11 protein-coding genes and 2 rRNA genes are annotated in these 11,463 nt (G+C 68.2%); 6 read left to right on the top strand and 7 right to left on the bottom strand.

All coding sequences use genetic code 11. The features are described 5' to 3' along the window. The 3 genes from RBS12_RS09900 to RBS12_RS09890 all read left to right on the top strand — a co-directional run. Positions 1-102, top strand: a 23S ribosomal RNA gene (locus RBS12_RS09900); the annotation flags it as partial. Positions 103-280: 178 nt separating this feature from the next. Continuing rightward, positions 281-397: ribosomal RNA gene (rrf, locus tag RBS12_RS09895) — 5S ribosomal RNA — on the top strand. A gap of 161 nt (positions 398-558) precedes the next feature. Next, positions 559-954, top strand: a complete 396-nt coding sequence (locus tag RBS12_RS09890) for a hypothetical protein (protein WP_307965922.1) — start codon at positions 559-561, stop codon at positions 952-954. Here the strand turns inward: RBS12_RS09890 and RBS12_RS09885 are convergent. Next, positions 942-1,856, bottom strand: a complete 915-nt coding sequence (locus tag RBS12_RS09885; RefSeq protein WP_307965921.1) for an aminoglycoside phosphotransferase family protein — start codon at positions 1,854-1,856, stop codon at positions 942-944. The two genes, RBS12_RS09890 and RBS12_RS09885, sit on opposite strands and share 13 nt — an antisense overlap. A 170-nt stretch (positions 1,857-2,026) precedes the next feature. Between RBS12_RS09885 and RBS12_RS09880 the strand changes: the two genes are divergently transcribed. From RBS12_RS09880 to RBS12_RS09870, 3 genes are all read left to right on the top strand, one after another. Continuing rightward, positions 2,027-2,311 (top strand): HU family DNA-binding protein, encoded by a 285-nt coding sequence (locus tag RBS12_RS09880; RefSeq protein WP_307965920.1) that lies wholly within the window; start codon positions 2,027-2,029, stop codon positions 2,309-2,311. A gap of 119 nt (positions 2,312-2,430) precedes the next feature. Continuing rightward, on the top strand, positions 2,431-4,566 hold the full coding sequence (locus RBS12_RS09875) for a cytochrome c oxidase assembly protein (RefSeq protein ID WP_373886502.1): 2,136 nt from the start codon (positions 2,431-2,433) through the stop codon (positions 4,564-4,566). A gap of 123 nt (positions 4,567-4,689) precedes the next feature. Further along, positions 4,690-6,777, top strand: a complete 2,088-nt coding sequence (locus RBS12_RS09870) for an NHL domain-containing thioredoxin family protein (protein ID WP_307965919.1) — start codon at positions 4,690-4,692, stop codon at positions 6,775-6,777. A 7-nt stretch (positions 6,778-6,784) separates the two neighbouring features. Here the strand turns inward: RBS12_RS09870 and RBS12_RS09865 are convergent, their stop codons facing one another. Genes RBS12_RS09865 through RBS12_RS09840 form a run of 6 tightly spaced genes read right to left on the bottom strand, consistent with a single transcriptional unit; the run spans position 6,785 to position 11,312 of the window. Next, complete coding sequence (locus tag RBS12_RS09865; protein WP_307965918.1) at positions 6,785-7,855, bottom strand: ABC transporter permease; 1,071 nt, start codon at positions 7,853-7,855, stop codon at positions 6,785-6,787. Continuing rightward, positions 7,845-8,465, bottom strand: a complete 621-nt coding sequence (locus RBS12_RS09860; protein WP_307965917.1) for an ATP-binding cassette domain-containing protein — start codon at positions 8,463-8,465, stop codon at positions 7,845-7,847. The genes RBS12_RS09865 and RBS12_RS09860 overlap by 11 nt, the downstream gene beginning before the upstream one ends. Continuing rightward, positions 8,456-9,637 carry a hypothetical protein gene (locus RBS12_RS09855; protein WP_307965916.1) on the bottom strand — a complete coding sequence of 394 codons (1,182 nt, stop codon included), beginning with the start codon at positions 9,635-9,637 and terminating at the stop codon, positions 8,456-8,458. Before RBS12_RS09855 ends, RBS12_RS09860 begins: the two co-directional genes overlap by 10 nt. A gap of 52 nt (positions 9,638-9,689) precedes the next feature. After that, positions 9,690-10,259, bottom strand: coding sequence for a hypothetical protein (locus RBS12_RS09850; RefSeq protein ID WP_307965915.1), 570 nt, complete (start codon positions 10,257-10,259; stop codon positions 9,690-9,692). Between the two features lie 49 nt (positions 10,260-10,308). Further along, positions 10,309-10,896 (bottom strand): hypothetical protein, encoded by a 588-nt coding sequence (locus tag RBS12_RS09845; RefSeq protein ID WP_307965914.1) that lies wholly within the window; start codon positions 10,894-10,896, stop codon positions 10,309-10,311. 35 nt (positions 10,897-10,931) lie between these two features. After that, the gene (locus tag RBS12_RS09840; RefSeq protein WP_307965913.1) at positions 10,932-11,312 is read right to left on the bottom strand and encodes a hypothetical protein; all 381 of its coding nucleotides are present in this window, start codon (positions 11,310-11,312) and stop codon (positions 10,932-10,934) included. Between the last annotated feature and the right edge of the window lie 151 nt (positions 11,313-11,463).

The following is an 11,463-nucleotide window of genomic DNA, read 5'->3' as shown; positions in this document are numbered from 1 at the left end:
GAAGGCCCCCAGCAGACCACTGGGTTGATAGGCCGGACGTGGAAGCAGGGACCAACGACCTGCGAAGCCGACCGGTACTAATAGGCCGACAACCTCAACCACAACACCACTTGCTACGCGTCCACTGCACGGTCCCCGAACAACAAACCCCGGGAAACCACACCACAACACCACAACAGAACACAGCACACGCGCACCCGACCCCCCAAGGGGGCCCGGACGCACCGCAACCCAGACATCCCACCCCCACCCACAAACCCGGGGGCAGCGGAGAACAGGTTACGGCGGCCATAGCGTGGGGGAAACGCCCGGACCCATCCCGAACCCGGAAGCTAAGCCCCACAGCGCCGATGGTACTGCACCCGCCAGGGTGTGGGAGAGTAGGACACCGCCGGACAACACCACCCGAGGGCCCCACAACGACGTGGGGCCCTCACCCACTTAACCACGCACTTCAAGAACGAGAACCAACCCCACAGCCGTTCATACCACCAGCAAAGACCGGCAATCGGAGCCTTCTCGCGTAGGCTGAGGCCACACACGACAGATGGGGATCACATGTCGACCATGCCCGGCCCTGCGGATCAGAGCACAGCACAGACCACGCACGAGACCCTTTACCCGGCGATGCCGCCCGCTGACGACGCACCGCTGACTTTCGGACAGTTCCGGTGGTACATGCAGGGCGCCCAGCACGCGCGGGACGCGGTCATGTACGGTCTGGTCGGACTCGTCTCCTTGGGGATCGTCTTTGGCCCGCTTGCCCTCATCGAGGCCAAGAAGGCCCAGGCCTTCGGCGTCGATGCCAGGGCGGGGAGGATCCTCGGCTGGATCGCGATCGGGCTGTTCGCCCTCAGCATCCTGTTCGTGATCTTCTATTTCGTCTTTGTGCTCGCGGTCTTGATCCCGCTCATGTCGCACCTGCCACGCAACGGGGCCACCTACTCGTCGTGAGGCGTCCGCCGCAGTAGCTCCGACGTGCCGAAGTCCTCGAGGATCCGGATGATCATCTGCCGGCCGGCGTCCTCGAAGACGGCATCGCCCACGTCGTGCGACCACACGACGGTGCCAAGCGCCTGAAGGATGTTGTCGAGCCGCCACGAATCCGGCTCTTCGGCCGGGTCCCGACCGTAGCCCGCGTAGAACGCCGCCCTCAGCGCGGCGCCGTCGTGCGTTGGGCCGCGGTGGCGGGCATCGCTCGCGAAATACCTGTGCTCGAGCCGCACGAGGTCGGTGACCCACGGCCGATAGCCCGCGCGTCCGAAATCGATGACGCTCACCTGCCCGCCGTCTTCGACCCAGTTCCGCGGCTGGTAGTCGCCATGTGTCGCATAGAGGACGCGCGGCGCCGGCCGGTGAGCCTCGACAAGTTCCAGGAGGCCGCGCAAGTGGTCTGGGGGAACGAGGTCGACTGCCCGGTCGGCGAAGTCGCCGATCTTGTGGAGGGCTGCGGGGTCATAGCTTGCGGTCTCGTGCCGCGGCACGTGGAAGAGCGCGAGGAGCCTCCCGGCCTGCTCGAACGTCTCGGGCGCGAATTCGAACGGCCCGCCCTCGACGAGTTGGCCGGGAAGCCATGCCGTGACGACGAGCCCCACGGAGGAGTCGCCGTGGAGAAGGCGCGGGGCGTGGGAACCGAGCGGCGCCGTCATCTGCCGATGGGCACGCAGTTCGCGCTGGATGTGGTGGGACGCCGTGCTCGCCTTGGCGACCACGAGGCCCCGCGCCGTGCGGAGGCGCAAGACGTGGATGGCCTGCACACCCCACGACATGTCCTCCTCGACGGTCCACTCGCCGAGCCAGTGGTTCAGGAGCCGGACCTGCTGGGGCGTCAGGACGTCGAGGGCAGAGGAGGCCATGAGACCACGCTACGGGACCTCGAAAGGCCTCCACGGCCAGAATCCGCCCAAAAATCCCCGAAAACACGCGGGATTTGCTGGCGTGCCGCGCATTAACTGGTAGGTTCGTCACCAGCAGCCCCCGGCGCACGCTGGGGACTCACGTACTATACCGACGTCCAGGAGGACACATGGCTAAGAACCGCAGCGAGCTTGTTGCCGAGGTCGCCGGCAAGACCAGCCTCAGCCAGACCGCCGTCAACGGTGTGCTCGACGCACTGTTCGAGGTCTTCGAGAGCTCCGTCGCCAAGGGCGAGAAGGTCAGCATCCCGGGCTGGCTCGCCGTCGAGCGCACCGAGCGCGCCGCCCGCACGGGCCGCAACCCGCAGACCGGCGAGGAGATCCAGATCCCGGCCGGCTTCGGCGTCAAGCTCACGGCTGGCTCCAAGCTCAAGGCCGCCGCTTCCAGCAAGTAGCACCCAGCTGAAGCCCGCGGGAACCGGCCCATCGAGTCGGTCCCGCGGGCTTTTGCGTGTCCGCGCACCGCATCCCGGCAACCGATCCGGCCCAGCCACAGATCTGGGAGAATAGACGAGTGCCAAGCTCCACTCGTCCCGTCCGCCCCGCCTCGTCCTCGCAGCACGAGGAGCGCGGCACGGCTCGGGGCTACTGGTATGGGGCGCTCGGCGCAGCCCTCGCGATCCTGGCTGCCGCACTCGTCTTCTCGGGCGCGGTCGCCTCACGCGAGGTTCTCGATCCGGGCGCCTTCGTCCGGTGGGGCCTGCCCATCGCGCAGACGGCACTCAACATCTCTGTCTCGCTCGTCCTCGGGGGCCTCGCGTTCGCCGTCGTGATCCTTCCGCACCGGCGTCGCCCTGAGCGCGCCCGCGCCGGGGGCGGCTCACAGGCGGGGGGCGGGTCCGAAAGGGACGACGGCGAGCACCCGGCCTTCTCGCGCGCCCTCCGCGTCGCGGGCGTCGCGTCCCTCGCATGGACCGCGAGTTCCGTCGCGGTCCTCGTCCTGACCCACTCGGACCTCATCGGCCAGCCCATTTCGGGCGGCGCCGAGTACACGAAACAGCTCGTCTTCTACATGACTCAGCTCGACGTCGGCCGCGCGTGGCTCGTCACGGTCATCATCGCGGCGACCGTCTCGACGCTCCTCTTCGCGGTGCGGTCGCTCACGGGCCTTGCACTCACGTTCATCGTCGCGGCCATTGGCCTCGTGCCCATGGCCCTCATCGGACACTCTGCGAGCTCGAATGACCACGAGGGTGCGGTCAACTCCCTCTTCCTGCATGTTCTCGGCGCCGCACTTTGGGTCGGCGGCATCGGCATCCTGGCCCTGCTCGGCGGAACGCTCGCCGGGCGCCTTCGGCCGTCGTCCGGCTCCGGCGGCGGGGAGGAACTCACCGAGGCCGTTCTGCGGCGCTTCTCGGCGCTCGCGCTGTTCTGCTTCGTGCTCGTCGTCGTGTCGGGCATCATCAACGCGTCGCTGCGCGTGCCCGGATGGGCCGAGCTCTTCGGCACCTCCTACGGCCAGCTCGTCATCGGAAAGGTGGTCTTCGCCGTCGTCCTCGGGGGCATCGGCTTCATGCACCGCCGCTGGATCATCCCGCAGCTCTCGCGCGGCGCGTCGGTCAAGCGCGTCCTGTGGCAGCTCGTGGGCGTCGAGACGATCGTCATGGGCGGCGTCTCGGGCCTCGCCGTCGCCCTGAGCCGCTCCGCGCCGCCCCAGCCGACAACGTACGCCCCCGATGCCTCGCCCGCGTTCATCCTCTCTGGGTACAACCTGCCGCCCGAGCTGACGGCGAGCCGCTGGCTCACCGAGTGGCGCGCGGACTGGCTGTGGGTCGCGGTCGCGGTGTTCGGCGCCGTCGCCTACGCCCTCGGCATCATCAAGGTGAGCCGCCGCGGAGACTCGTGGTCGTGGCTGCGCAGCATTTCGTGGTTCGCGGGCCTTGTGCTCCTCACCTACATCACGAGTGGCCCGCCCGCCGTGTACGGGCGCGTCCTGTTCTCGGCGCACATGGTGGACCACATGATGCTCACGATGGTCGCGCCGCTGTTCCTCGTGCTCGGCTCGCCCGTCACGCTCGCGCTCAAGGCCCTCGTGCCCCGCCGGGACGGCAGCCGGGGCCTGCGCGAATGGCTCCTCGTGTTCGTCCACTCGAGGTTCTCGCAGCTCGTGACCCACCCGCTGTTTGCCGCGGCGAACTTCGCGGGGTCGATCGTCCTCTTCTACTATTCGGACTTCTTCGGGTACGCGATGCGGGACCACGTGGGCCATGAGCTCATGAACCTGCACTTCACGCTCACGGGTTACATCTTCGTGCTCACGATGATCGGATCCGACCCGCTTCCGCGGCGCGCGCCGTACCCCCTGCGGCTCCTGCTGCTGTTCGCGACCATGGCGTTCCACGCCTTCTTCGGCGTCGCGATCATGGGCTCCAACATCCTGATCGATCCCACCTACTTCGGGAACCTCGGGCGCCCGTGGGGGGCGTCGGCGATCGCGGACCAGCAGGCCGGCGGCGCGATGGCGTGGGGCATCGGCGAGATCCCGACGCTCATCGTGGCCATCGGCGTTGCCGTCATGTGGTCGCGGTCGGATGCGAAGGAGACGAAGCGCCGCGACCGCGCCGCGGACCGCGACCACGACGCCGAGCTCGAGGCGTACAACGCGATGTTCTCGCGGCTCCAGCAACGTGACCGCAGCCAAAGCCGCTGACGCCCCGCGTCGCGCGCCGGATAGGCCCGGAACAAAGCCCGCAATAATGGGGTTGCCCCCTTTGTCCCCGTTAGGCCCTTGGGGCCGCAGACCGACTCAACCGCACCCACGTGAGGAGCGCCCGTGACCGCCGAGCCCACCAGCACCGCCGCAGGCCTGAGGACCACCCATCGCGTGCGCGCGAGCGAGCTTGCGGGCCGGGGCTGGCTCAACACCGGTGGCGCCGAGCTCGACCTCGCGGCGCTCCGCGGCAAGATCGTGCTGCTCGACTTCTGGACTTTCTGCTGCATCAACTGCCTCCACGTTCTCGACGAGCTGCGTCCCCTCGAGGACAAGTACAGCGACGTGCTCGTGACGGTCGGCGTGCACTCGCCGAAGTTCGAGCACGAGGCCGACCCGATCGCGCTCGCTTCCGCCGTCGAACGCTACGAGATCCACCATCCCGTCCTCGACGACCCCGAGCTGCTCACGTGGCAGGCGTACACCGCGCGCGCGTGGCCGACGCTCGTCGTCGTCGACCCCGAGGGCTACGTCGTCGCGCACCTCTCGGGCGAGGGACACTCGGCGGGCCTCGGCGTCCTCGTCGAGGAGCTCATCGCGGAGCACGAGGCGAAGGGAACGCTGCACCGGGGAAGCGGGCCGTATGTGGCCCCCGAGCCCGTCGCTCGCACGCTGCGCTTCCCCGGGCAGGCCGTGCCGCTCGAGAACGGCAACTACCTCGTCGTCGACACGGGCCATCACCGGCTCGTCGAGCTGCGCGCAGACCTCGAGACCGTCGAGCGCGTCATCGGCTCGGGGACGAAAGGCCACGCGGACGGCCCCGCGGAGGAGGCCGAGTTCAACGAGCCGCAGGGCGTCGCGGTCCTCCCTGCTGATGTCGCGTGGCAGACGGGCTACGACGCGATCGTCGCGGACACCGTGAACCACCGCCTGCGCGGTGTGTCCCTGAGTTCGGGCCACGTTCAGACCGTCGCGGGCAACGGCGTCCAGCGTCTCCTCGACGCGGGGCCGGCACGCGTTGACGGCAACGGCGCGGGCATGTGGGCGGCGGGCCAGCCGAGCGCGGGCCAGCCCGTCGAAAAGGCCGGCCCGGGCAAGGACCTGGCCGCTGCGACGAACGACGACGCCGCAGCCCCCGCGGGCGCGCACCCTGCCGACTACGCGGGCGACGCCGTCGACATCGGCCTCCTCGGCCATGGCACGAGCGTCTCGCTGTCCTCGCCGTGGGATGTCGTGTGGAGCGAGAAGCTCCGCAAGGTCGTCGTCGCGATGGCCGGGACCCATCAGGTCTTCACTTTCGACCCGGCCTCGAACGAGGTGGCGATTCTTGCTGGCTCGGGCCTCGAGGGGCTCCTCGACGGCCCCGGCCCCGAGGCCTGGTTCGCGCAGCCGTCTGGCCTCGCGGTCGACGCCGAGGGGAACCTGTGGGTCGCGGACTCCGAGACTTCGGCCCTCCGGAAGGTCGTCCTCGGCGACGCGGCCCGGGGCGCCAACGGGGTGCGAGTCGAGACGGCCGTCGGCAAGGGCCTCTTCGACTTCGGCTTCCGTGATGGCGAGGCTTCCGAGGCGCGCCTGCAGCACCCGCTCGGCGTCGCGATCCTGCCCGACGGCTCGGTCGCCGTCGCCGACACGTACAACGGCGCGGTGCGCCGATATGATCCCGCCGCCCAAGCGGTCTCCACCTTGGCGCGGGGTCTCGCCGAGCCGAGCGACGTCGTCGTCATCCGCCCCGTGGACGGCGAGCCGCTGCTCCTCGTGACGGAGAGCAATCGGCATGAGCTCTCGCTGGTGCCGATCCCCAAGGATGCCCAGCAGGTCGACGAGGGTGCGAGCCAGACCCAGCGGCCGACGTCGGCCTTCGCCCCGGGCGCGCTTGAGCTCGCCGTGCGCTTCTCCGCGCCGACCGGCCAGAAGCTCGACGACCGCTGGGGCGACCCGACGCAGCTCAAGATCTCGTCGACGCCGCCCGAGCTGCTCAGCGCCGGCGGGGGAACCTCGCAGGGCTTGAAGAGGACGCTCACCTTGAACCCCGAGGTGACCGAGGGCGTCCTGCACATCACCGCCCGTGCGGCGGCGTGCGACGGCGCGCCCGGCGAAGAGATCCCTGACCACGCCGCGTGCCACCTGTACCAGCAGGACTGGGGTATCCCGGTGGTGCTGGAGGCGGGCGCCGCGTCGGAGCTCGTGCTCGACCTGCGCGGGATGGACTGACGGGAAGCTATTCGCCCTTGAGCGTCCGGATGGGGTCGAGCCGGGACAGATAGGCCCTCGCCAAGGGGATCGCGAGGGCGGCCGAGGTCATGAGCGCGGCGCAGTCGATGAGCAGCCCTTGGACGACGACGGCGCCCGTGCCGAGTTCGGGGGAGCGCAGCGCGAGCTGCGCGGCTGCGCCCGCCGCGAGGGGGACCGCGTACAGGTGCGCGAATTCGATGAGGAAGAGGTCGAAGGCCTCGCGGCGCGTCGCCCCGGCGAGCCGATAGGTTGCGAAGTCCCCGCGTCGAGCCCACAGGAGGACGCATGCGAGGGCCGCGGCGCCCGCGCCCGCGCCGATGGGAACCGCGATGCTGATGCGCCGGGTCAATTCGGACTGAGGGTCCTGGTCCGCGTCTTTGGGCGGAACGAGCCGGAGGACCGCGACCGGGTCGGGACCGGGAAACCAGCCTGTCAGAAGCGCCTCGACGTCGGTGGCCGCCGACGGAACGGCTTCGACAAGGCACGCCTCGACGCGCGGTGCCGTGGCTTCGGCCACGACGAGCGAGTTCTGCAGTTGCGGGATACGCGGTGCGGCTGGGGCCACGGCAGAGACCTCGTAGGGCGAGGTGACGCCTTGAACGGTGACGGCCGCGCCGATCCCGAGGCCAAGCTCCTGGGCAACGGTGCTGCTCGCGACGACGCTCGAATCCGCGCCCTCGCCCAAGCCCGGCCAGACCACGCGCGCGTAGTGGGGCGTCGCGACGTCGATCGTGAAGCGCCGGCTCGGGAGGAGCGCCGACGTGACGGACGACGACGAGCTTCTCCCGCCCGCCGCGACGACCGAATCGAGCTCGTTGAGCTGTTCGCACCGCGCCGCGGAAAGCCCCTCCGGCGAAGCCGACGCGACTGTGAGCACGGTCGATCCTGCGGCGATCTGCCGATCCCACGCGGCAACGATGCGCTGGAGGTCCTCGAAACTCGCGAAGATCGCGAGGAAGCCGAGGACGAACGCCGCTGCTGCCGTCGCGATGGAGGCGACGGGTGTGGACCGGATCGTCGCGAAGGCCTCGCCCCAGATGGCGCTCCTAGTAGCCAACGAGGGTTCCGTCCTCGATCATGACCCGTGCGTCACAGTTGTCCGCGACCCACGCGTCGTGGGTCGCGACGAGGGTCAGCGCGCCGAACTCGCGTGCGCTGCGGAGGGCGTCGACGACGCGCTCTCGCGAGACTGGGTCGAGCGACGCCGTCGGTTCGTCTGCGAGGACGAGCCGCGATCGCGCCGTGATCGCGCGGGCTACGGCGACCCGTTGCCGCTCGCCGCCCGACAGCCGTGATGCGTGCGTTGACGCGAGGCCGCCGAGGCCCACGCGTTCGAGGGCCTCGGCGGCGCGTCGACGGGAGACGATCGGGTCGTGGCCCGTCATGAGCGCGGCCGTCATGGCGTTGTCGAGGGCCGTTCGGTGCACGAGGAGTGGCGTGCTCTGGAAGATCCACGCGGGCGCGACCTGGGAGCCGTCGTGCTCTGCGCGAACGGTTCCTTGATCCGGAGCGAGCTGCCTAGAGATGAGCCCGAGCAACGTCGACTTTCCGCTCCCAGACGGACCCATGAGCGCGATTGTCGCGGGGGCCGCGAAAGTGTGAGTCACGGCGGTGAAGAGGGCTCGCCCGGGCACGGAGTAGCTGACATCGACGAGCTCTACTCGCATGCGGCGGCCTTGCGGGTCGAGGCCAGCACGAGGGTCCCTGTTTTGAGATCGCCGCCGGTGACGACGACGCGTCCCTGCGATTCGCCGACGACGTCGACGCGCACCGAGCCTTCCGACTCGCCATTGTCGCGGCGAACCACGCAGTGCGCGCCCGAAGGAGCGGTGCGGACCGCCGAAGCCGGGAGCACGAGGGCTCCGGGCGGAAGCGGCGATTCGACGAGCCCAGAGGTCGACGGCGCGCCCTTCTCGAGCTGCTTGGCGAGGGTCGGCAGGCCTTCCGGTGCAATGGCCTGACGGGCGCCGTCCACGGGGAGCGGTGATCCGGCCGAGAGGACGCGACTGTTCTCGGGTGCCGTGACAGGCCGTCCGACGGGTCTGCTGGCATCGGTCGTTGTCTGCTTTGCGCTGGTCTCTTTGCCGGACCCTGTCGCGCCGCTCTGGCCGGTTTGGCCGCTCTGGCCGGTCTGGCCGCCTTGGCCAGCCGGGGCGCCCCCGGCCGGTGCCGGGAGGCTTCCCTTGGCGACGAGCCGCGCCGACGTGAGGCTCGCTGCCGGAGCGAAGAGTGCGGTGCCCGCTGTCGGCGCGGGTGCCGCGACGGTCAGATCGAGCTTCTCGACTGTCATCTCGGCCGCCGCGAGGTGGATGATCCAATCGGGCTTGAAGACTGAGCGGTCGGCGGCGCCCAGCCGAGCGCCCAGCTGGTCCACACCGGCCATCGTGGCGGGCGTCGCCGTGGTTCCCTGACCGTGGCGCAGGCCGAGTTCGGTCAGAAGCCGGTTGAGTTCGGCGACATCCTCGCCCGCTGTGCCGGCATCGATCAGGCGCCAGAAGGGGGCCTTCCCCGCAAATCCGATTCGGTCGACGCCGCTGATGCGGACGATCTTCGTCCCCGTAGCAACCTTGGCGCCCGGCTCGACGTAGACGTTCTGTACGAGGCCTTCCCACGAGGGTGCAAGAGGCGCAGGGGGCGTATCCCAGGCGAGGCTGAATTCGATCGGCGTTGTCTGGGTGCTCGAGGCCGGTTCGGCGGCAACCCAGGTATCGACGGGAGCCGAGAGCCGGAGCTGAGTGTTAAGGAAGAGCAGCGACCCGAGAACCGCCAGAGGGAGCGCAATCCAGAGGATGGCGCCGAGGCCAGAAACAATGCGCCCAAGCCGATGTACCGGCTTCATCCGCTGATCCCCCAGGACTTGATGACGCCTCGATGCTTCTTGATCGAATTTGTCACCAGATGCCGCCCGATTTGATAGCGGGATAGAGGCGGGCCATGCCCTCACTGAAGCAACCCATCGCGGTTCTGTCCCGCGAGCCGTCTTCCGAGAACGGGTCTCCCGCCATGGCGCGGAAGGTCCTAGCGTCGTCCGGGATGTCGTAGCCCGCGGCGTTCATGCACGATTGCATTGATATGCGCAGGGGCTCCTCCATCCTCTGTTCGTGCGTGGCCATGTACGCCGCGGAGACGGGGAGCCAGTACCGCTGCTCGCAGGCCAGGGAATGTTCGCTCATGGCTCGGAGGTCGCGTCCTTGGGCGTCGTATTCGTAGGTGAAGGAGAGACCATCGAGGGGGCTGATGACAGGATCGGTGACCTTGTAGCCTCCATCGCTCATGCACCGCGAGAGGTTGTTGAACGCCTTGTCGTACTCGGCCTTGTCAATCACCCCATCAGCAAGCATCTCGGCCGATTCGAGATGCCCCTCGTTGCGCTCCCGTTGCGCGGATGCCTTGAGGTCCTCAGACGTGATCTTTCCGCCGGTGAGGGCCGGACTGGCCGCGCATGAAGCGAGGGTGATCATCGCGGCGAAACTTAGGCGAGTCGTCGGACAATTGGAGGAGGAAGCCCCTTCATCCGTAGAGACCGAACGACTTGATATCCGGATGAAGGCGGGTCATGGCGTTGCTGAAGCAATCCATGGCGCGACGGTTGCGGGTACCCTCCTCAAAGGGATCTCCGGCGATGGTGCGAAAGGTCTTGGCGTCGTCTGGTATGTCGTACCCGGCGGCTTTCATGCATGTCTGCATCGATGCACGCAGCGACTCCTCCATCCGTTGTTCGTTCGTGGCCATGTAGGCTGCAGAAACCGCGAACCAGTACTTCTGCTCACATGCCAGGGAATGCTCGCTCATCGCACGGGAGTCCCGCCCTTGCGTGTCGTATTCATAGCTATATGAGAGCCCATCGGCCGGATTAATCTGCGGATTTGTGACCCCGTAACCGCCTTCACTCATGCATCGAAAAAGATTGCTGAAGGCCTTGTCGTAGTCAGCCTTGTCCACGGCTCCATCGGCGAGCATTTCGGCTGATTCCGCATGTCCCTCGCTGGCCTCTCTTCGTGCTGATGCCTTGATATCTTCGGAAGTGAGCTTTCGACTGGTGGAGGCGTCTGGGCCGGGCGCGCAGGCCGCCAATACCAAGACGAGAACAACCCTCACAGCGAGTTGGCCCACCCGACTCAGACGCCCTTTCATTAGGAGTTGCCCCAGGCGTTCCCGAACGAATGCGAGCCACCGAATTGGCTCCAGTTGTATGGGTTCGACGCGCCAAACCCGGATACGACGTGCCAATAGCCCGCGTATCGTGGGCCGACAACCTCGCCCGGTCGAATGAAATTGTTTGTTACGGCGGCGCTGACCCCTTGAAGCCAACAAGGATTGTTCCGCTCCCCCGTTGAGGCATAGGACAGTCCCCCCGAGTAGTACGAGCTCCCGGTCCACTGCACGCCGCCCCAGCAGCCTGATGGCGCGTTCTGGAACAGCCGAGAGCTGTAGGCCTGGGCCGGCACTGCGGTCATGACCAGGCCAACGGATGCGGTGGCCGCAACGACGAGCGCCGTGATGCGTTTCTTCATGGTTCCTCCCTTGGGTGCGCGGGGGAAGCCGATGCATCAGTCCCCCGTCGGGGACGCTAGCGAGGCGGGAGGAAGCGGGTCAACGCGCTGGCGCGTCGGTGCCTTCGTACTGGCGCGTAACTGCCTTCGTGACGGACAAACCGGGATTTGT

This window comes from Sinomonas sp. ASV322 (assembly GCF_030908245.1).
Taxonomy (GTDB): domain Bacteria; phylum Actinomycetota; class Actinomycetes; order Actinomycetales; family Micrococcaceae; genus Sinomonas.
The sequence above is the reverse complement of the archived record's forward strand: the minus strand, read 5'-3'. Positions and strand labels throughout refer to the sequence as shown.